Source organism: Gracilibacillus pellucidus (assembly GCF_033949965.1).
Classification (GTDB): Bacteria; Bacillota; Bacilli; order Bacillales; family Amphibacillaceae; genus Gracilibacillus; species Gracilibacillus pellucidus.
This window is the reverse complement of the sequence record NZ_JAWZSR010000011.1, coordinates 1-21630: the sequence shown is the minus strand read 5'-3', so window position 1 is coordinate 21630 and position 21630 is coordinate 1. Positions and strand designations below refer to the sequence as shown.

General features: G+C 36.8%; 23 protein-coding genes and 1 rRNA gene. 17 read left to right on the top strand and 7 right to left on the bottom strand.

Features of this window, described 5'->3' with window-relative positions; translation table 11 throughout:
• The first annotated feature begins 126 nt into the window (after positions 1–126).
• The 5 genes from SH601_RS15305 (at position 127) to SH601_RS15285 (ending at position 6413) form a co-directional block, all read left to right on the top strand.
• Positions 127–330, top strand: coding sequence for a PLDc N-terminal domain-containing protein (locus SH601_RS15305; protein ID WP_319959203.1), 204 nt, complete (start codon positions 127–129; stop codon positions 328–330).
• Positions 330–1235, top strand: a complete 906-nt coding sequence (locus SH601_RS15300) for an ABC transporter ATP-binding protein (RefSeq protein WP_319959202.1) — start codon at positions 330–332, stop codon at positions 1233–1235. The genes SH601_RS15305 and SH601_RS15300 overlap by 1 nt, the downstream gene beginning before the upstream one ends.
• On the top strand, positions 1232–2011 hold the full coding sequence (locus tag SH601_RS15295) for an ABC transporter permease (protein WP_319959201.1): 780 nt from the start codon (positions 1232–1234) through the stop codon (positions 2009–2011). The genes SH601_RS15300 and SH601_RS15295 overlap by 4 nt, the downstream gene beginning before the upstream one ends.
• Positions 2012–2200: 189 nt before the next feature.
• Positions 2201–5146 (top strand): phosphatase PAP2 family protein, encoded by a 2946-nt coding sequence (locus SH601_RS15290; RefSeq protein WP_319959200.1) that lies wholly within the window; start codon positions 2201–2203, stop codon positions 5144–5146.
• A gap of 352 nt (positions 5147–5498) precedes the next feature.
• Entirely contained in the window at positions 5499–6413 is a 915-nt protein-coding gene (locus SH601_RS15285) for a class I SAM-dependent methyltransferase (RefSeq protein ID WP_319959199.1), read from the top strand.
• A gap of 166 nt (positions 6414–6579) precedes the next feature.
• On the opposite strand, the gene SH601_RS15280 is transcribed toward SH601_RS15285, so the two are convergent.
• The gene (locus SH601_RS15280; protein WP_319959198.1) at positions 6580–7011 is read right to left on the bottom strand and encodes a hypothetical protein; all 432 of its coding nucleotides are present in this window, start codon (positions 7009–7011) and stop codon (positions 6580–6582) included.
• On the bottom strand, positions 6998–7216 hold the full coding sequence (locus SH601_RS15275; RefSeq protein ID WP_319959197.1) for a helix-turn-helix transcriptional regulator: 219 nt from the start codon (positions 7214–7216) through the stop codon (positions 6998–7000). Before SH601_RS15275 ends, SH601_RS15280 begins: the two co-directional genes overlap by 14 nt.
• Positions 7217–7509: 293 nt before the next feature.
• On the opposite strand from SH601_RS15275, the gene SH601_RS15270 reads away from it, so the two are divergent.
• Together SH601_RS15270 and SH601_RS15265 are read left to right on the top strand one after the other, a co-directional pair.
• Entirely contained in the window at positions 7510–8127 is a 618-nt protein-coding gene (locus SH601_RS15270) for a pyroglutamyl-peptidase I (RefSeq protein ID WP_319959196.1), read from the top strand.
• A 36-nt stretch (positions 8128–8163) separates the two neighbouring features.
• Positions 8164–8718: a cysteine hydrolase family protein gene (locus SH601_RS15265; RefSeq protein WP_319959195.1), complete on the top strand. Its 555-nt coding sequence runs from the start codon at positions 8164–8166 to the stop codon at positions 8716–8718.
• 166 nt (positions 8719–8884) lie between these two features.
• Here SH601_RS15265 and SH601_RS15260 read toward each other — a convergent pair whose 3' ends face one another.
• The 3 genes from SH601_RS15260 to SH601_RS15250 form a co-directional block, all read right to left on the bottom strand.
• On the bottom strand, positions 8885–9784 hold the full coding sequence (locus SH601_RS15260) for a VanW family protein (RefSeq protein ID WP_319959194.1): 900 nt from the start codon (positions 9782–9784) through the stop codon (positions 8885–8887).
• Between the two features lie 97 nt (positions 9785–9881).
• Positions 9882–10250 (bottom strand): nuclear transport factor 2 family protein, encoded by a 369-nt coding sequence (locus SH601_RS15255; RefSeq protein ID WP_319959193.1) that lies wholly within the window; start codon positions 10248–10250, stop codon positions 9882–9884.
• 18 nt (positions 10251–10268) lie between these two features.
• A complete protein-coding gene (locus SH601_RS15250; protein ID WP_319959192.1) occupies positions 10269–10613 on the bottom strand; it encodes a winged helix-turn-helix transcriptional regulator in 345 nt (114 codons plus the stop codon).
• Between the two features lie 186 nt (positions 10614–10799).
• On the opposite strand from SH601_RS15250, the gene SH601_RS15245 reads away from it, so the two are divergent.
• From SH601_RS15245 to SH601_RS15215, 7 genes are all read left to right on the top strand, one after another.
• A complete protein-coding gene (locus SH601_RS15245; RefSeq protein ID WP_319959191.1) occupies positions 10800–11855 on the top strand; it encodes an LLM class flavin-dependent oxidoreductase in 1056 nt (351 codons plus the stop codon).
• 13 nt (positions 11856–11868) lie between these two features.
• A complete protein-coding gene (locus tag SH601_RS15240; RefSeq protein WP_319959190.1) occupies positions 11869–12435 on the top strand; it encodes an NADPH-dependent FMN reductase in 567 nt (188 codons plus the stop codon).
• Positions 12436–12677: 242 nt separating this feature from the next.
• Entirely contained in the window at positions 12678–13658 is a 981-nt protein-coding gene (locus SH601_RS15235) for a TAXI family TRAP transporter solute-binding subunit (RefSeq protein ID WP_319959189.1), read from the top strand.
• Positions 13648–14217, top strand: a complete 570-nt coding sequence (locus tag SH601_RS15230; protein ID WP_319959274.1) for a DUF1850 domain-containing protein — start codon at positions 13648–13650, stop codon at positions 14215–14217. Before SH601_RS15235 ends, SH601_RS15230 begins: the two co-directional genes overlap by 11 nt.
• Before the next feature lie 29 nt (positions 14218–14246).
• Positions 14247–16472, top strand: coding sequence for a TRAP transporter permease (locus SH601_RS15225; RefSeq protein WP_319959188.1), 2226 nt, complete (start codon positions 14247–14249; stop codon positions 16470–16472).
• 113 nt (positions 16473–16585) lie between these two features.
• Positions 16586–17302, top strand: coding sequence for an N-acetylmuramoyl-L-alanine amidase CwlD (cwlD, locus tag SH601_RS15220; protein ID WP_319959187.1), 717 nt, complete (start codon positions 16586–16588; stop codon positions 17300–17302).
• 78 nt (positions 17303–17380) lie between these two features.
• Positions 17381–18427: an Mrp/NBP35 family ATP-binding protein gene (locus SH601_RS15215; protein WP_319959186.1), complete on the top strand. Its 1047-nt coding sequence runs from the start codon at positions 17381–17383 to the stop codon at positions 18425–18427.
• A 41-nt stretch (positions 18428–18468) separates the two neighbouring features.
• Here the strand turns inward: SH601_RS15215 and gerD are convergent, their stop codons facing one another.
• Entirely contained in the window at positions 18469–19116 is a 648-nt protein-coding gene (gerD, locus tag SH601_RS15210) for a spore germination lipoprotein GerD (protein ID WP_319959185.1), read from the bottom strand.
• Positions 19117–19286: 170 nt separating this feature from the next.
• Here gerD and SH601_RS15205 point away from each other — a divergent pair, with 170 nt between their 5' ends.
• Positions 19287–19874, top strand: coding sequence for a KinB-signaling pathway activation protein (locus SH601_RS15205; protein ID WP_319959183.1), 588 nt, complete (start codon positions 19287–19289; stop codon positions 19872–19874).
• 18 nt (positions 19875–19892) lie between these two features.
• Here the strand turns inward: SH601_RS15205 and SH601_RS15200 are convergent, their stop codons facing one another.
• Positions 19893–20663 (bottom strand): polysaccharide deacetylase family protein, encoded by a 771-nt coding sequence (locus SH601_RS15200; protein ID WP_319959182.1) that lies wholly within the window; start codon positions 20661–20663, stop codon positions 19893–19895.
• A 162-nt stretch (positions 20664–20825) separates the two neighbouring features.
• On the opposite strand from SH601_RS15200, the gene SH601_RS15195 reads away from it, so the two are divergent.
• Together SH601_RS15195 and SH601_RS15190 are read left to right on the top strand one after the other, a co-directional pair.
• Positions 20826–21047: a hypothetical protein gene (locus tag SH601_RS15195; RefSeq protein WP_319959181.1), complete on the top strand. Its 222-nt coding sequence runs from the start codon at positions 20826–20828 to the stop codon at positions 21045–21047.
• Positions 21048–21482: 435 nt separating this feature from the next.
• Positions 21483–21630: ribosomal RNA gene (locus tag SH601_RS15190) — 16S ribosomal RNA — on the top strand; the annotation flags it as partial.

Sequence of the window (21630 nt, the reverse complement as noted above, 5' to 3'; positions counted from 1 at the left end):
GAAAAATATTTACAAGAAAGGACTCAGGATCAAACTCCTGAGTCCTTTTATATATTTTATTTGCGAGTGAACGATTAGGTGAATGTAATCGTATTAAGGGTAAGTAAATTATTTGGAGGGGAAAAAATGAATGTAACATTAAATGAAATACCATGGGGAGCGATTGCGCCAATTATTGTCTTACAATTGATTCTTATGATTACCGCATTAGTTTCTTGTATTAGAGAAGAAAAAACGAACGGACCTAAATGGTTGTGGATCCTTATTATTCTCTTAATCAGCTTAATCGGACCAGTGCTTTATTTCGTTGTTGGAAGGAGAAATGATTGATGGAGCTAATAAAGGCAAATGGTTTAGTAAAAAGATTTGGAAATACAAATGCTGTTAAAGGAATTAATTTTCATATTGAAGAAGGTAGGTGCGTTGCCTTACTTGGACCAAATGGAGCAGGAAAAACAACAACACTAAAAATGCTATCAGGATTGCTAGAACCGACTTCAGGCAGTATTGATTTCAAGGGAGAAACAGCAAAAGATTTAAGGCGGTTTATTGGATATTTACCTCAATATCCTACTTTCTTTAACTGGATGAGTGGAAAGGAATTTCTTGTTTTCGCAGGACAATTAGCAAAGCTGAATCGTAAAGAAGCAGAAAAAAGAAGTGAAGAATTACTGGAGCGTGTCGGTCTGACGAATGCGAAGAAAAGAAGAATCGGAGCATATTCTGGTGGAATGAAGCAGCGGATCGGGTTGGCACAAGCACTCATTCATCGCCCGAAATTACTTATTTTAGATGAGCCTGTTTCAGCACTTGATCCAATTGGAAGGCGAGAAGTGTTGGATATGATGAGAGAGATTAAAAAGGAAACAACGATTCTCTTCTCAACTCATGTCCTTCATGATGCAGAAGAAATAAGTGACGACATTCTTATTATGCATGCGGGGGAAATTACGATATCAGGTAGCCTGGAAAGTGTAATGGAGGAGTATCGACAACCTATTCTACAAATTGAATTCGAATCACAGGCTAACGATTGGGTAAAAAGCATTGCCAGTTATAGCTTTGTATCTGAAGTGAATATGCAAGGTAATAAAGCCAGCATCGTATTAAAAGATATGGTAAAAGGCAAGCAAATATTATTACAAGATATCGTGGATAGAAAACTTCCAGTTCGTAAGTTCGAGATTTCTCAAACAACATTAGAAGATTTATTTATGAAAGTGGTGAAGGCATGACACACTGGGTGGTTCTTTATCGAAAAGAAATGAAGGAAATGGTACGAAATTATAAAATGTTATGGATTCCGATTGTTTTTATTCTGCTAGGTGTCATGCAACCGGTTAGTGCCTATTATATGCCGGAAATTTTGGATACTTTTGGCGGTCTTCCAGAAGGTACAATTATTGAAATGCCTACTCCAACTGGGGAAGAAGTATTAATGGACGTTATATCTAATTATGGATTGCTTGGTGTATTTATTCTTGTTTTAAGTGCGATGGGTGTTGTTTCTGCCGAAAGACAGAGTGGAGTAGCGGGTATGGTCATGATGAAACCAGTTCCTTATTCCTCGTATATATTAGCGAAATGGGCTGGGTTACTTACCATTACACTCATTTCATTGTTTATCGGGTATGTAATCTCTTGGTACTATACGAGTTTACTGATTGAACCGGTCACTTTCGAGCGTATTTTTCAAAGTGTAGTGATCTACAGCATATGGTTAGCTTTTGTTGTTACACTGACACTCTTATTTAGTACGATAATGAAGGGGAATGGTAGTGTCGCTTTTATTACAATTTTTGTGGTCTTTGCTATTTCGACGGTGACATCGATTCTAGGAGAGTATATGAAATGGAGTCCGGCTATGATGACAGAGTACACAGGGCAGGTCTTGTTATCAGGAGAACTAGATTCTAACTTTTTACTAGCTTTTATTACAACGATGGCTATTATTATAGTAGTTCTCTTTTCATCCATCCAAATTTTTAAGCAAAAAGAGTTGTTGGAATAGAAATGTGTTCTGCTTAGCGTGTGTATCTTATTTATCAAATAGTAGCATTTTCATCATAAGTTTCATCCATTCGACATAAATTTAACAAACCTCTAACGTTTTTCCTATATTCATTTAATATACAGTCCTTAAAGTAGAAATGGTAAGCGATTTTAAATCTATTATAAGAAAAGGAGAAATGTAAAAGGTATGAAATTTATGAAGAAGATGTCGATACTATTTGTACTTGCAGTGCTAACAATAGCGTCTTTTCAGCTTCCGATTCAAGCTGCCGAGAAGCCTGCAAAACCACAAGGGACTACGGAAGAAATAAATACAGATGCTCCTGAAGTCGTACCACCATTATCAGCAGTCGATAATGGCGGAAATGCGAACGATTCCATCTTGAAGAATACAGCTGGGACTAATCCTTTTATTAATATATTAGATGGTTTTAATCAAATCTGGTCTTTGAATCAACCAGATTGGAGAGATGGCACAGCGTTAACGGTGTCAGGTGAAAATGGTGAGGTTGCAAACTATGGTGACGGACCTACCGTTTATTTTGATGGCTATAAAAATGATGAAACGAAAGTAGTAGCAGATAAAAAAGCATATGCTAACGAAGAAATAAGAGATCCAGAGACCTGGAAAGCTAATATAAGATATGTCGAAGAGGTTACCAAGAATAGGACGGCTGAAGAAGCATTAGCAGCCTATTATGATGATCAACGAGATAAGGTATATAGTATGATGGATGCTTATGGTCCTTTAGCGAATGATTATGCAGAGATCGTTAACCCGATCACAAGTGTTGTCAGGTCAGCAGAGGAAATGAATAAGGTATTGGAAGAAGAGACGGTTGAAGACCAAGCCCAAGGGATGGGGCAATGGGAAGGAACGGAACTAGAAGGTGCGATGGATTTAGTTCATTTAATTCGATTTAGAAACCCTTCTTCATCAAGTCCTTCTAAATACTTCTTTTCTTCTCCTAGACCGTACAGAATGAATTCGAATGGTGAAGTGAAAGAAGTGGTTGACGAGAACGGTTTACCTGTTTGGAACACAATCGGAAGTGGTGAAAGTACCGTAGAAGAATTACCTTCAGGTGGTAAAAAAGAAACAGGGGAAAGACATTATCAGCAATATGAAACGAATGTGGAAGTAATTCCTGCATTAGAATATGTAAAGAGAAAAGCGGAAGATGGTAGAGGGAAAGATGGAGCATTTCCAAGTGGACATACAAGTGCAGCATATTTATCCACATTTGGATTTGCATACGCAACACCAGAACGATATGCTGAATTTTTAACAAGAGCAGCACAAATGGGTGAAAATAGAATTGTGACCGGCATGCACTCTCCGCTTGATGTTATAGGAGGAAGAATACAATCTACAGCAATGACGGCTTATGCATACAATCTTGCTGAAAACCAAGCAGTATTGGATACGGCTTATCAAAATGCTGGAGAGGTATTCGGCGGATTAGCTGAATCAAAAGGAATGAGCTTGTACGATTATGCACATACAGTAACAGAAGATTATACGTTTGAAAGTGCTTATGATAAAGAAAAGTGGGAAGACCACGAAGCGAATAAAGCTTTCTATCGAGAAAAACTAACATACGGATTACCTCAAACAGGCACAAAAGGTTTAGATCCTGTAGTTCCTAAAGGGGCGGAAGTTTTATTAGAGACTCGTCAACCGTATTTGACCGATGAACAACGTAGAGAAGTATTGTATACAACAGAAATCGAATCAGGCTACCCTGTAATAGACGAATCAAATGGATGGGGAAGACTTGATTTAGTAACAGCATCTGATGGATATGGTGCCTTTTTAAGTAATGTAACAGTGAATATGGATGCTTCAAAAGGAAGATTTAATACCCATGATTGGTGGAGAAATGATATAACTGGCAGTGGTATGCTTACCAAGCAAGGGACAGGAACACTTACGCTGACAGGGAACAATAGTTATTCTGGCGGTACATTGTTACAAGAGGGAATGTTAGAAGCTACTTCTGCGACTGCTTTTGGTGAAGGCGATCTTTACGTGGAAAATGGTACAGTTTTAGTTAATGTAAATGAAGCTTTGAATGTAAATGGTAACTTAACGATGGAAGCTGGAAGCCTAGACATCGCAATAGATAATGACCAAACGCAACTAAATGTAGGCGAAGTGTTATACCTAGATGGTGGAGAGTTGAATTTGGATCTTTCTAATTATGAAATAGACGAGGAGTCAAATATTACTTTAATGACTGCTGACAAGGTGGCAGGTGAATTCGATAATGTAACAGCAGATGATTACGAGGTAACGGTAACTTATCATAATGATAATGTCGTTGCCCATATTACAACAATCGATACTGCTGAGCCAGTTTCGCCAGAACCAAAAGAACCAAAAGAGCCAAAAGAACCTAAGGAACCAAAAGAACCAAAAGAGTCTATAGAACCCAAGGAATCAACAGATCCAGAGAAACAAGATCGGATTACCTTAACACCTGATGTTGTCAATAGTGAGGCAATAATCAAAGTAGACTCACTTGATAAGCTAGCTGCTCAAGGTGAGCTAACAATCGATTTACGAGATCATAATGATTCTGTTAACCTAGCATTTTCTTCTGACCAAATAAAATGGCTGAAGGAGCATCATATAACGATCATCGTTCAGTTGAAAAATGTCAGCATGCAACTAGCTGCCACTAATTTTACTAATGAATATGAGGATGTAACAATCGAATTAGAGCGATTAGCTGATATTGATCAAGCACTAAGTGTGGTTTATGATTTTGAAATCAAACAAGGTGACGAACAATTAAGTACCTTTGACGAAAAAGTAACATTGGCTTTTTCTGTTGATAGTGACAAAGTAAATGATAAAGATCAAGTGCAACTATTTTATTTAAATCCGGAAACGGAAGAGTGGGAAGCAATCGGCGGAGAATGGCAAGATGGAAAAGTGAAAGCACAAACCGATCACTTCAGCACCTATACCGTTTTTGAACAGGAGGCAATGGAACAAGATCCTGTTAAGGATGACGAACAAAAACTACCGGAAACTGCCACTACAATCTATCAGTATTTACTAGCAGGGTTTTTACTCTTATTAAGTGGTGTGTTCTTCCTTGTCGTAAGAAGAAGAAAAGCTTAATCGTTTATGTAGAGAAATATGAAAATACTCACTAATTAGAAAGAGGCTAACCATTGACTTTATATAGTTAACCTCCTTCTTACTCTTTCTTTGTGCAGGCAGACAAAAAATTCACTGTCGGTGAATAGGGAGTTTCAAAGCGTCAAGAGAATAAAAAAGATATTATGAATATTAAAGAAGACATAATTCAAGAATAAATTTAGAATAGATAAACGTTCAACATTCTAATTTCCAATCATAAAATTTGACAAAATAAATTATTTATGCTATAATTTACAGTTAAAATTTTATTGTGTATAATAAGGTTCTCCTGGCCAGGGGAATCTTATTGTTTTTATAGGAGGAAAATGGTATGAAACAAAATGAGTCCAGTTTAACTTCCTTAGTATCTGCTTTCGGTCGAGCATTTCACAGTAAACATGACACACCAAAAATCTTTGATGATTTTATTGCAAAAGAATTAGTTTCTGAAGAAGAATTCGCAACTATCAGTAAGAATATGATTAATGGGATACAGTTTTTTAACAAAGATATTGGGGAGAAGTATAAAGAAAAACCAGAAGAAATTTTAAAGTGGATTACACAAGTTCAACTTTCTCCAATACCATTAGCACGATTTGCCTACTGTGAAAAAATATTACTAAACGAGATTAATTTAGGGGTAGAACAATATGTCATACTCGGAGCTGGATTAGATACTTTTGGCTTCCGCTACCCAGAGGTAAACAACAGCTTGGAGATATTTGAAATTGATTACCCAGCTACACAGGAATTTAAAAAGAAAAAGTTAAAGGATGTTAAACTCAGTATCCCAGAAAATCTTCATTTTGTTTCTATGGACTTTACTAACAAATTTTCTAAGCAAGATTTAATAGATAAGGGGTTTGACAACAAAAAAACTTTTTTTAGTCTTTTGGGTGTTTCGTATTATTTGACAAAAGAGGAAAACCAGAGCTTGATAAATAATTTATTTACTAATATACCATCCGGTAGTTCGCTTGTTTTTGATTACGCAGACGAAAAGCTTTTTGAGGAAAAAGGGTTATCTAATAGAGTTGAAAATATGGTAAAAATGGCTTCAGCAAGTGGGGAACCAATGAAGTCCAGTTTCACTTATAATGAAATAGAGAGTATGTTAGAAAGATCAGGTTTGCTAATTTATGAACATTTATCACCAGATTTGATAAATAAGCTTTATTTTAGAAATAGGTCGGATTATTTATCCGCCTTCGAGACAATTCATTTTATACATGCTGTAAAAAGATAATTTCAATATAAGAAGGGGTGCAAAACGTTTTTGTTTGCACCTCTAATCAATATATTTCGATGTAAAACCAAGCACCTAATTTTAAGAAGGTACTTTTTATGCATGAAAACTCTACATTTTGACTATATTTCTGGTTGTATTAAATATTAATCTTTTCTCTTATATATTAGTCATCTTCCAAATCGGCATTTCTTTTGTTTCTTAAATGATAAATATAATAGATAGGAATAACTCCACATAAAAGAATGATTCCTGGTAATAGTAAACCATTCATCATATTAAACCCGTCAACTAGGGATATGATTATCCCGATAGCAAGGCAAATCAGTACTAATACCAATAATGAAATCTTTAATCCTTTCTTTGGAGAGCTCTTCTTGCTTTCATGCTCTACGCTAATAGTCATCGATAAGTAAGCGGATAAGGTAGTTGTTATGATAAAAACAACCCATAATGGATTATTTGTCATTCCACTCATTCCTTTTGTTGCAAGGTCATAGCCTAGAATGCCAATGATACCAAGAGTCTGTATAATGTAAGCAATACGAATATTGTTTAAATTTTTAAGGGTTAGCCGTTCATCTCTAATTTTCTGCATTTTTCCATTCCTCCTTTTCTATCCAGAACACTTCATCTAACGTTTTGTTGACTGCATGACAAATGCTAAGGCACAATTTTAACGTTGGGTTATACTTACCTTTCTCAATCAAACTAATTGTTTGGCGTGTTACCCCTACTTTTTCTGCTAATTGTTGTTGTGTAAGATTCATGGTGACTCGCGCAATTTTTAATTGGTTTTGCACAAATTAAAACACCCCCCTCTATGTAATGTATATATTACATTATACACTATATATTCCATTTTTCAATATATATCTTACATTGGGTCTGTAAATACTTCATCATGGTACATGGGTTCGTAAAATCCCAGCCTTAAACTTCGAGTTACAACAAGAAAGCGAAGTAGTGGATAACGGCCACTACCTTACTGATACGTCTCACTTTCAACCAATAAAGGTAAATAGTCTAATCTCCATTCCGCGTGTTATAATGAATGGAAGATATATCAAATATTCGGAAATGGCAGGTGCTACATATGGCAAAGAAGCTATTACTTACAGGATTTGAACCTTTTCTTGATTTTTCTATTAATCCGACAATGAAAATTGCTGAGGAATTAGATGGTACCACAATTCGGGATTACACAATTGCCTCTCATATCTTATCTGTTGATTTTCATAAAGCAGGCAACCAATTACTACAATTAATTGAAGTGGAAAAACCAGATGCTATTATTTCGCTTGGGCTTGCTGGCGGGAGATACAAGGTTACTCCCGAACGCATTGCGATTAACGTGAATGATGGACCAATAGATAATCAAGGCCATGAACCAGATAATGAAGTGATTTGGAATGATGGTGCAGATGGATTATTCTCGACACTGCCAATTAGTAACATGGTCAAGCAGTTAAAAGAACAGGGCCTTCCTGCTGATATCTCTAACACCGCAGGAACTTACTTATGTAATCATGTGATGTATCAAGCATTACATTATACAAAAAAGAATAATCTTACATTTCCGGCAGGCTTTATCCATATCCCTGCATCACATGAGCTGGCAATTGAGCATGGAAAAATACCCAGCTGGAATCATGATGATTTGAAGAGAGCAGTTACTATTTGTATTGGAACTTTATCAGACGAGGTAAATTAAGATATCATTACTTTTTAAAGAAAAGAGGACTTAGCTATGAAAAAAGCATTAATAAATATTGATTATACAGTAGACTTTGTAGCAGAGGACGGCGCTTTAACTTGTGGGGAACCAGGGCAGCAACTAGAAGAGAACATTGTGGCGCTAACAGAGCAATTTATAAAGGACAGAGAGTATACAGTATTTGCAGTGGATTTTCATGATAAAGACGACTTATATCATCCAGAGTCAAAGTTGTTTCCACCTCATAACATACGAGGAACGAGCGGCAGGGAACTATATGGTAGATTGAAGGATACTTATGAAGGAAATAAAGAGAAAGAAAATGTTTATTATCTTGATAAAACAAGGTATTCCGCTTTTGCTGGGACGGATTTAGAAATAAAATTGCGAGAGAGAAATATTGAAGAAGTGCATTTAGTTGGGGTATGTACAGATATTTGTGTGCTTCATACGGCGGTTGATGCTTATAATAAGGGATTTCGAATTGTTGTATACAAGGATGCTGTAGCTTCTTTTAATCAAGCTGGTCATGAATGGGCTTTAGGACATTTTGAAAGTTCGTTAGGAGCGATAGTGAAAGAATTTTGAGATGGGAAGAAAAACTCGTTCAAACCATTCATTTTCTATCTTTGAAAAATAGTTCTTTATTTATCGCGGTGCTAGAGTCCGTAACACCCCCACTTCGAGTTTCGAGTTAAAACAAGGGAGTTAAGTGGGGGAAATGGACGATAACTTTACTGATTGAAGGCTCACTTCAACTCTCATCAGACAGCTGCTTTGCTGCATTTGGTACTTCACGAGGTGTATAGTCAACATTTTCAGAAGAAAATACATTAATCACCATTTGGCCTCCGCTGACCTTAGCGCGAATCAGTAACGGCTGATTAAGTGTATTTTCAAAAGTGAAATCTGGTCCATACCAACTAACAGTAGCGTCTCTACCTTTTGGCACGTATGGGACACTTTTGCTATGAGAATACCGTTCGACAATCTGTACACCTGCGCGGTCTACTGCATTGAAAAGGGTAGAGGATACCTGGCAGATACCTCCACCAATCCCTTCTGTCAGTTCACCTTTAACAATTTCAGGAGCGGGCAAATAGCCTTTTTCCTTGGTTCTCTTTCCAACGACCTCATTAAAGGAAAAGGTTTGATTAGGAAATACGACATGGCTATCTATTGCTTCGGCAGCAAGCGTGATATTATGTGCTCTTTCTTTATTACCAGCGTTAAAATGGGTAAGATAATGGCCGATTCGTTCTGTGCGAATGTTAGCTAACAGTTCACTATCTACATTTGGATGAATAGAGAGCAGAGGAACTTCTATCATTTTGTCATTATTGTGGTTGAGAAGATAAGCATAAAACAGCTCAGTAAATTTTTCTTCGTGTAATTGGTAACCTAATTCTCCAGAAATAATCTTTCCTTGTTGATTAATATAGGCATTCTTCGGTTCAGTATATACAATCTGTCCAAGCTCTTGCGTGAATGCTTGATATTTTGTCCAATTAATAATTGGGTCATCTACAAAAGGTTCTAGAAACTGCTCACGGTTAACATTGGCAATTTCCTCATTGTTATGTGTCACGATTAATTCATTGGATGTAGTGATTGGGCTAATGAGTAAAAGCAGAGTGGTTAAAATAATGTTCATATAATGATGCCTCCTATCATTAGTATGATTCGGAGGCGCATTTTCATGTATTTAATTCGTAGCCAGAGTTTGGAAGGGCGCGAGTAAGTGATAAGTCTCACTTCAATTGCTCCAAGCTCTTATTAGTAATCGTTCCTTGATGAAAGGACAATTGCCAGCGATTATCTATATACTTCCAAATAGAGCTTCGTAATGTTTTACGATTTTGTGTGTGATTGATTAAATAATAGGTCGCAAATACAACATCTGGTGCTAATTGGTCTATGCTATAGTTGTAAAGGGTCATATCATCTAAGTTTAATTCACCTTGTAAGCATAGTTCTTTATTAGTTAAACGACCTGAGCTACCAAATTCAAAGAAATCGTCGGAAAGGATTTGGGCTAATTTGTTACTGTCGCTCCGAATATCTGGTTGAAGGTGGCTTTGCTCCAGTTCAAGAAGATGAGTTTTTAATTCATTTTCCATACAATATTTCCCCTTTATTTAACCATGCTGTGTCTGTAGCTTCTGTTTGTGCAACGTATGGCGCACGCCCCAATCATGCATTGCTTCAAGGATTGGTTGTAAACTTTTTCCGTACTCTGTTATCGAGTATTCGACTCTTGGTGGTACTTCTGGATAAACAACTCGTTCGATAATATCTTCTGCTTCTAGTTCGCGTAATTGTTTCGTTAACATCTTTTGTGTAATTCCGGGCATACTTCTTCTTAGTTGGTTAAATCGTTGCGTTCCATTATTAAGGAGATGTAACAAAATAATCGGTTTCCATTTGCCAACAAGAATACTTAAAGCATCCTCCACCTTACATGCATTTAATTCATACTTCATCTTTAACCAGCTCCTTTACTTTTGTTATAGTGCAATCCCTACCTCAAGATAGGGAAAACGGGTGTTACTACCCAATGGTATCTTTTGGGATACTATATATCATTTAAGTGCGTACTTACATAATTCAATTATATGGCTCATAATAACATATGAAGATAAACTTTGTAGATAGAAAGGTTGTTTAACATGGAAAAATATCGTATTGATCCAGCAAAAGGATTAGAATTTGGCATATATACATTAGGTGATCATTTGACGAATCCGGAAACAGGTAAACGAATTCCGGCAAGTCAACGAATTAATGAAATTATCGAATTAGCGCAGCTTGCAGAAGATGCAGGCTTAGACATTTTTAGTGTTGGAGAAAGTCATCAAGATCATTTCACTACACAAGCACACTCTGTCATTCTTGGAGCGATTGCTCAAGCGACAAGCAAAATTAAACTAATTAGTTCGTCAACCATTATTAGTACATTAGATCCTGTTCGAGTATTCGAGGATTTTGCAACGATTGATTTAATTTCTAAAGGCCGTACTGAAATCGTTGCAGGTCGTGCTTCCCGTGTCGGAAATTTCGATTTGTTAGGATATGACTTGCAGGATTATGAGGAGTTATATGAGGAGAAATTCGATCTGTTATTACAAATTAATGAGAATGAATTTTTAGACTGGCAAGGGCAATATCGTGCACCACTTCATAATGCGCATGTACTACCACGTCCATATGAGGGTAAGTTACCGATTTGGCGAGCAGTTGGAGGGCATCCTTCTAGTGCTGTAAAAGCAGGATATGCAGGCGTTCCAATTTTTGTTGCGATGTTAGGTGGACCAGCGACTGTGTTTAGTCGAACAATTGAAGCTTATCGAGGTGCACTTGAACGAACTGGTTATGATCCGAAAGACTTCCCAGTAGCGACAGCTGGTTTCTTCTATTTAGCAGAAACAACACAGCAAGCACAACGAGAAACATATCCATTTATCAATGAAGGGATGAAAAAGACAAATGGTAGAGGGTTTGCCAAGCAAGTCTTTGCCCAAGGTGCGCATCCACATGATATAATGAACATCGGTAGTCCACAAGAAGTAATTGAAAAAATCTTGTATCAACACGAAACATTTGGACACCAACGATATATAGCTCAAATGGACTTTGGTGGAGTGCCATTTGATAAATTGCGTAAAAACATCGAACTAATTGGTAAAGAAGTTTTACCAGCTATTCGTAAATACACAGCTAAATAAGGAGGTTGCACCAATGAAGGTGGTTGCCATAGCTGGTTCTATTGTCGGGTCTAAGACAAAAACCGCTATCCAATATGCAGTAGATTTACTTTCAAATAAATATCCAGAGCTAGATGTCACACTATTGGATTTAGCTGAGCTAGATGTCCAGTTCAGTGACGGTAGAAATTATCTCGATTATCAAGGGGACACAAAGAAAGTAACAGAATCCATCATGGAAGCTGATGCTTTAATTATCGGTACACCGATTTTCCAAGCTTCTATACCAGGCACATTAAAGAATATTTTTGATCTACTACCTGCAGCAGGATTGGAAAATAAAGTAGCAAGTATGATTGTCACAGCTGGATCACAGCGTCATTATTTAATTCCAGAGCAACAATTAAAACCAATCTTAGGGTATATGAAAGCGCAAGTAGTACAGCGCTATGTGTTTGTTGAAGATGTGGACTTTTTCCAAAAGGAAATAAAAAATGATGATGTGAAATTCCGAATCGAACGACTTATCGAGGATACAGTAACCTTAACAAGAACGTATCAGAAGGTTCAAGCAGAAAAAGAAGCAGAATATGATTTTTAACTAGGAGATCTTGCATACCTGATATTACAGGATGTAAGGTCTTTTTTTAGAATTTTACTTGAAGAAGGTGAACAGTAATAATTGATAGACAGTGTAGAGAAATGTGTCATCTATTGTAAACATTTCTAACTTTTCACTTTAAAATGATTTTCATTTAATAGATAATCAGTTATAATAAACGATAACGGATACATATACCGTTGTCAGAAATCATAATAAATAGTATGAAGGGGGTTTTTATTGTGAAAAAATTTAGTTTGTTTTTTATTCTTTTTCTTCTACTTGGTGTTGTATTAGCAGCTTGTGGATCTGACTCAGATGATAGCGGTGAATCAGCCGATGGTTCAGAAGATTGGGTAGAAAATGTTACTATCTTAACTGGTGGTGAAGCGGGTGTTTACTTCCCATTAGGTGTGGCAATGGCTGAAATTATGGATGAGCATGTTGATGATGTTAGTGCAACTGGTATTGCTAGTGGTGCATCAGTCGTTAACTCCAATGAATTAAATGATGGTCAAGCAGAGTTTGCGCTTATCCAAAATGATGTGGCATATTATGCGCATGAAGGAACACATATGTTTGATGAAGTAGTAGATGGTTTTAGTGGGGTATTTACTATTTATCCAGAAACGATTCAAATTGTAACACTAGCAGATAGTGGCATCGAAACAGTAGAAGATTTAGAAGGTAAACGTGTAGCAGTAGGTGATGTTGGGTCAGGTACTGAAGCGAATGCTGAACAAATCTTAGCCGCTCATGATATGACTTTTGATGATATTAGTGCTGAATGGATGGATTTTGGTGATGCATCAACAAACATTCAGGATGGAAACATTGATGCTGCATTTGTAACAGCTGGTACGCCAACAGGAAGTATTCAAGAATTAGCGGCAAGTGCAGATGTTAGTATTGTGAGTATTTCTGAAGATAAAATTGCTCAGCTTGAAGAGGATTATCCATACTATACGAGAGAAGATTTAGATGCGGATACTTATGAAAGCTTTGATGGAACTGCGACTACTGTAGCAGTTCAAGCAATGTTAATTGTAAGAGATGACTTACCTGAAGATGAAGTGTATGAATTAACCAAATCTATTTTCGATAATCTAGATTCTATGCAAAATGCGCATGAACGAGGGAATGACTTAACACTCGATACTGCACAAAGTGGTATGTCAATTGATTTACACCCAGGTGCACAGCGTTATTTTGATGAACAATAAAAGAGCGGCCAACACAAACAACAAAAAGGCATTGCTACTGAGCAATGTCTTTTTTCCGAAGTTTATTCTACTATTAATTGTGTTGTTCATTCTTTTGTTTTTTTTACTGTTATGGAATCGACCTCAGCATCTGTTAGTGATAACAGATATGAATACGGGAGAAACATTATGGACAAGTGAAATAGAGCAAGGTGAAACATTCTTCCATGAGTATATTCATTCAGTAGAAAAATCTCCTGTGAAAGAAGTGTTCCAATTTTCCGCATCAGCTGAATTAGTAACGATGGAAAGCTGGACAAAGTCATTTGGAGCAGGAATGCCCTATCAACGGGAAGGGGACGTAGAGTTGAAAGACGGTTATTATGTGATGAAAAATATCAACCGTCCAGTACATGGGGGAACATTGAGAATGAAACCTTCCGATTTGTATCCACACATTTTTTCCTTCCATGATGAAACCATTTACTTGTCTAAAGAACCCTTTGTGAAAAAGATTATCGAAATCAAAGTAAGAAAACCAACATGGTGGGAAGGAATGCTACGTTCCTTCTCACGATAAGCAAATTTATGTAGAAAGAGGGATGCAAGATGGAGGACAGCCAGAAGAAGATGCTCCAAGAATTAGAGGGGAGTGACCGTGAACTTCGCGGTTTTTGGGCTATTATTGTTTTAGCTATTAGTGTATTTTTATCTGCCTTTCATTTATATGTGGCCGGGTTTGGCTTACCTGGTATAGGTTCTAAAACTTTTTTAATATTTCACTTAACGATTGGAATAGTACTTGTATTCTGTATTTTTCCGATTAAAAAAGGACTTAAACAATCATCAATACCTTGGTATGATGTAGTATTAGCCCTTATTTCATTAGGAGTGGGGACGTATATTATTCAGAAGCAAACCGCTACGTCGATTATGTCAGGACGTCCAACAGATTTAGATTTATTTGTTGGTTTACTATTAATTATTATTGTGTTAGAAGCGACAAGGCGTGTTGTAGGAAAACCGCTTGTTATTATTGCGCTTGTATTTATTGCTTATTTCTTTTTGGGTGAATATATGCCTGGACAATTCCATCATACTCGAGGCGATTTTGAACGATTTGTTTATGAAATTACCTATCGTAATAATGGTATTTTTGGAACACCCATTTATGCTTCTGCACAGTTTGTGTTTATCTTTATCTTGTTCGGTGCGATTCTTGAATCGACAGGTGCTGGACAAATGTTTATTAATCTTGCGTTGCGTATGTTTGGCCGATTTAAAGGTGGTCCAGCGAAGGCTAGTGTTGTAGCAAGTGGATTAATGGGTAGTATTTCAGGTAGTTCTACAGCCAATGCCGTGACTACAGGTACATTTACGATACCTTTAATGAAGCGAGTAGGTTTTAAACCACATGTAGCTGGTGGGGTGGAAGTTGCCGCATCATCAAGTGGACAATTTTTACCGCCAATCATGGGAGCTGCAGCCTTTATTATGGTGGAGTTTACCGGAATTCCGTACTATCAAATTATTCAAAGTGCGATTATTCCAGCCGTGTTAGCCTATGTCGGTATTTTGTTTATGGTACACTTTGAGGCATCTAAGCATGGCATTACAGGAATGGATCGTAGTGAGTTAGTTTCAGGCCGTAAATTACTTATACAGCAAGGTTATTTACTAATACCGATTATTGCCTTGCTTTATTACCTTGTATATGTACGAGTATCTGTTAATAATTCTGCTTTCTTCTCGATTATCGTATTACTTGTATTAGCAATCTTTGTACAACGTTTTAAAGATAATATGGGACGCACGGCAATTATTGGTGCGGCAGTTATTGTGGCTGCTTTATTACTACAGTTTTTAATTGCCCCGATTAATCAAGGCTTGCGTTCCTTAAACGATATATTGAATATTAATTTCTTTGGTGCGGAAACAATTAGATGGAAACCAGAAATGCTTGTTTTACTTCTAATTAGTATCGGTATTGCTCTTATTTTTGCTTTCTCTCAGAAAAAAATGAAGATAGAATCTCCACCAGTTCATTTTGGTTGGAAACAAACGTTAGCTGGTTTTGAAACTGCTGCGAGAAACGCTTTATCGATTATTGTTGCCTGTGCAACTGCAGGGATATTAATCGGGGTTATTACAACTTCTGGTTTATCTACTAAGTTTACGAGAATTGTGATTGGCTTTAGTGAAACATTAACAAATGCTATGCCTAACTTCTTGGTGACGGATAATACGCAATTGTATTTTGCGTTAATTTTAACGGTGTTTGCTTGTCTGCTATTAGGTCTAGGTTTGCCAACAACGGCAACTTATGTAGTATTAGCAGCAATTGTTGCACCTGTTTTGACAGATATGGGGGTACATGTATTAGTTGCTCACTTATTCGTATTATATTACGGAGTGTTAGCGGATGATACACCACCAATTAATTTACCAGCTTATGCGACAGCGGGTATTGCGAAAGCAGGGCCTGTTCGAACAGGTATACAAGGATTTAAGTATGATTCTGCAGCCTTATTATTACCGTTCGTCTTCACATTAAACCCGACGATTTTAATGATTACGGATGTGAGCTGGTATGAAATGGTTTGGGCTATTTTTACTGCGACGGTTGGTATGATTGCCTTTGCGTCATTTATTCAAAACTGGTTAGTACGACAGTATCACTGGTATGAAAGATTACTTGTATTAGTAGCGGCATTAATGTTTATTCAGCATAACTGGATTACGGATATCATTGCTGTTCTCATTATCGCAGTAATCTTCTTGTTACAATTTTTCTTGTCAAAAAAGAATGCCGATAAAAAGCAAATGGCACAATAAACAACAAAACCCGTTTCTTCTATAGAAGCGGGTTTTGTATTTTGAAAATATCGTCATAATTAATCCGCTTGTCCCATATAGTGGTTACAGGAAAGTAATAGGGGGAAATGCGGATGCCAAAGATATTCAAAGTTATTCTATGGTTAGCTGGTCTATTTGCTTTAATTATTTTGATTCAATATCCGATGCAACGTTCATTAGATTCGTGGCAAACATGGTCGTTGCCACTTGCAGGTCAGACGATTGTTCTTGATCCGGGTCATGGTGGCTATGACGGTGGAGCAGAAGCGTCGGACGATACACAGGAAAAGGATATCGCGCTTGATGTATCTAATATGCTGCGTGATTATTTGCAACAGGCAGGAGCGATGGTGTATCTCACAAGAGAAGGAGATTATGATTTAGCAGCAGACGAAACAAAAGGCTTATCGAAAAGAAAATCAGAAGATATTCGTAATCGGGTAGAGTTTATCAAAGAAAAGCAAGCAGATTTGTTCCTTAGTATTCATTTGAATGCATTACCAAGTAAGCAGTGGCGTGGTGCTCAATCGTTTTATCATCCTGGTTTGGAGCAGAATCAATTATTAGCTGAAGCGGTTCAATCAGAAATCAAGAGGAACTTAGCTAATACAAATAGAGAAGCATTAGCTATGAGTCAAGTGTATATTCTGAAATATGCGGAGACCCCTGGTGCATTAGTTGAGATAGGTTTCTTATCCCACGAAGAAGAGAAAGAGTTATTAAAATCGTCTGAATATCAACAACAAATGGCCGCAAGTATATATGAAGGTGTTCTTCAGTATGTAACAGAAGAAGTAGGAAGTGAGTGAAGCATCTTACTAAGATAATTTGCGAATTATGTTATACTAGCAAATAGGACAATAAAAGAAAGACTGAGGTGACCTATTTTGCTAACAGAACAAAGTGTAATCGATCTTTTGCATAATTTGAAAGACCCCTTCCTACATAAAACATTTAAAGAAACTAACGGAATTGAAGAGGTCTCTATAAAAGAAGACAAAAATCATGTCAGTGTTAAATTAGCGATTGGGAAGATAAATACAGCGGAACAAATGCAACTGCAACAAGAGTTAGTTGGGAAGTTAAAGCAATTAGGAGCGGCAACGGTTGGTTTGCGTTTTAGCCAGCTACCTGATGATGTTATTTCTAAGTTCCAGCCGACGAAAGAAGAAGATACATCATTATTAAGTAAAAATTCTCGTACGAACTTTCTTGCGATTGCCAGTGGTAAAGGTGGCGTTGGTAAATCAACGGTAACAGTTAATACCGCTGTTGCTTTAGCGAGACTAGGTAAGAAGGTCGGTATTATTGATGCAGATATTTACGGCTTTAGTGTACCTGATATGATGGGAGTAGAGGAACAACCGAAGTTGAAAGGTAATAAAATTATCCCAGTAGAACGTTTCGGTGTGAAGATTATGTCGATGGGATTCTTTGTCGAAGATAATTCTCCTGTTATTTGGCGTGGCCCTAGACTTGGGAAAATGCTGACAAGCTTCTTTAAGGAAGTTGAATGGGGAGAACTCGACTTTTTACTATTAGACTTACCACCAGGAACAGGTGATATAGCGCTAGATCTTCATAATATGATTCCTTCGTCAAAAGAAATTATTATTACAACACCACACCCAACTGCGGCATTTGTTGCAGCGCGTGCTGGTCAAATGGCGATTAATACAGAACATGAAATCTTAGGTGTTATTGAAAATATGGCATACTTTGAGAGTAAAGTGACTGGTGAGAAGGAATATGTTTTTGGTAAAGGTGGAGGAGATAAACTAGCAGAAGTGCTAGATACAGAAGTAATTGGTCGCCTTTCACTACAACAACCATATGAAGAAGACGGCGTATTCGCTCCGTCTGTATATCAAGAGGACCACCCGAATGGTAAAGAATATTTAGAAGTTGCTAAACAAATTATCGAACGATTTTAAATAAAAGAAGTGGAGCTAGTGTTCGCTAGCTCCACTTCTTTTTAATTATCGCTTTGATCTTCTAAGTTTTGGTTGGATGGTTCTGTTTTATTACTATCTTCAGATTGTTGTGAATTAGATTCTTCACCACTTGAGGAAGGTTTCATCTCTTTAGCAGCCTGTAAGAGTAAGTCAGCAATTTTTGCTTGGAACATAGGAGATTGAAAAGTTTCTTCCATTACTTTTTCCAAATGTGAGCGGAATTCCTGACTTGTTAAGAGTGTCATTGTTTGCTGCTCCATTTCCGGATTGCTGAGTACCTCCATTAGTTTCTCTTGGTAGGTAGAATCACTCATTAAGTTTTTTGTTACATCTTCTTGTTTATCTTGTAAAGACATGGCGAATGATTCGACAAACTTAGGATCGTTGAACATTTTTTCCCAGAATTCTTTGCCCTTTTCTGAAGTTAGTGCTTCTTGGACAGCTTCTTTCATCGCTTTTGATTCAATTACGTATGTTTGTTTCATATCTTCACTCGTTAATACTTCTGTAATGGCCTTTTTTCCATCATCTGTTTTAAGAATATCGGCAACCATTTTTTTGGTTCCTTCATAACCTTCTTGTTCTTTGTTTGCTGCAGCTCCTCCCTCACCGCCACATCCTGCGATAAATAACAGAGAGAAACAACAAATATATAGAAATCGGTACATTATCACCGCTACCTTTCTGTTTAAGAGGGGTTTTCCGGATAATTTGAATCGGTGTAAAAATAACCTGTATTTATAATATGGAGTCATTTATAATTAATATGTATCATAAGCGAAAAAAACTGCTGTTCATGGTAAAATACATAACAATAGACATTTAGGGGGATTACGTTTTGAAAAGCCGTAATGTTGTTCGATTATTTTTTTCCACTTTACTTTTGGGAGGGGTTTCCACTTTAATCGCAAGCTTTTTTGTGAAATCGGATATATATGTGGAGAATTTTAACCCCATTGACTGGTTTGAAATCTTAGGCTTATTTGTATTTTTCATTGGGATGGGTCTTGTATTTAGTTTAGTCAGTCAAATGGGTTTCTTCGCTTATTTAACGGTTAATCAGCTTGCCTTAAGTGTATTTCGTAAATTTTGGCCGACAGTACAAATCGTTATTATCGCTTTTGCGTTGTTTGATCTTGTCTATTTTCGTTATAGAAGTGTGGACGATGGTACAATTACACCATTTTTATTAACCGCCATCGCCTTATTTGTGTACAGTTGGGTTGTAGCAGGTATTAAAGCGAAGGAAACACATAAGCGAGCATTTATTCCAGCACTTTTCTTTATGGTTGTGATTACGTCGATTGAATGGGTACCAGCGCTTCGCACGCAAAATGGAGACTATGCTTGGCTATTAATCGTACCGTTAATTGTATGTAATACCTATCAGTTATTAATCCTTCATCGTTTAACAGAAAAGAAATAGACCTTTTGGCCAAAAGGTCTATTTCTTCTGAGAACGTAATTCCTCTTGAGTTGTTTCAGCTTGAGTGATTAGTTCGGAGATAGTTAGAAATGTTTGATTAGATTTTATCTCAGGAATTACTTTCCCTAACGCTTTTTCTGTCTGTTTCACACTATCGGAAGCATGGAGTAAAACAATATCTCCATTATTAACGTTCTTTAAAAGATGGTTGGTAATTTTATCTGTACCAGGGTTTTCCCAATCATTCGGATTAACACTCCAATGAATAACTTTTAGTCCCTGGTTTTCTGCAATATCAATAATATCTTCATTCAAATGACCATTAGGGGCCCTTAATAAGTAAACATCCTCATGCCCTAATTTAGTAAATGTATCTTTTGCCTTCATTAAATCTGCTCGGACTGCTTCTGTTTCTTGTTCTACATATGATTGATATTGATAACCTAACATACCTATTTCGTGTTTGCCCTCTGCAATTTGTTCTAATATATCAGGATGACGCTCAGCCCATTCCCCACTAACAAAAAATGTAGCTCGAACACCTTCTGTTTGTAATCTCTCTAATATCGGAATAACTTGTTCGTCTCCATGGCTAATGTTGAAGGTTAGAGCAATAGACGAGTAATCTGTATTTCCTTTATTCAATGCTCTTGGAGTGTCCTTATTAGAAAAGACAGTGGAAGAATAATTGAATTCTAAAAATAAAAATAGCGCGACAAACAATGCGATAGGAACAATAATAAACAGCTTCTTTTGTTTTTTCATATCTACAATATATAAACGTCTCATCCATCATCATCTCCATTCGTTTTCGCTAGGCTTGTCTTATATATATGAGAATAAACGGGAGTATATGTTGTCTAATTATGTTTAAATTTGAGAAAAAACAGGAATATACACAATAAATAACGGGGAGATTACTTATTAAAATATAAATTAGGGGTGGACAGGATGTTAGGTTTGTTAATTAACGATAAGGAGCAGAGTGAATTACAGTACGTGATCAAAAGAGAATTGGAAGAGTTGCTGATGGATTTAGAAGATCAGCGAATTGATAAAATGGTGAAACAAGCAATGCGCGAGAGGTATAAAGTTATTTTTCACTTGTATACACGTGTCGCGAGTGAAGAAGAGATAAAAAAATATATACCGCAAAAAATACAGAGTGAATAGGTGAGTAGGAAAATACTATATTCTCTACATAAGAGATGTAGTATTTTTTAATATTCATTTATTAGACTGTATAGTGTAACGGTCCGTTTCATAAGTATTCATCTTCCTTTTTTAAAAAATAATAAAAAAATATAAAAAAACACTTGTCAGCTTATTTAGGATATGGTATATTATTTTTTGTCGTCGTTGAGACGCGCTTGAGATAAACGGTTAAGAAAAAAACAAAAAAGTTCTTGACTTAATATTTGAAACATGATATATTATATCTCGTCGCTAAAAACGACAAACATTGAACTTTGAAAACTGAACAAAACAACCAGTATGAATTTAAACATGAAACATGCTAGCTTATAGAAGTGAGCAGATCAAAAGAACGTCGATTAAGTTCGCAACGTCCTGTTGCAACATCGACATCAGCACATCCATGTGCAAGTCTTTATTGAGAGTTTGATCTTGGCTCAGGACGAACGCTGGCGGCGTGCCTAATACATGCAAGTCGAGCGCGGGAAGCTAACTGAATTCTTCGGAAGGACGTTAGTGGAACGAGCGGCGGACGGGTGAGTAACACGTGGGCAACCTGCCT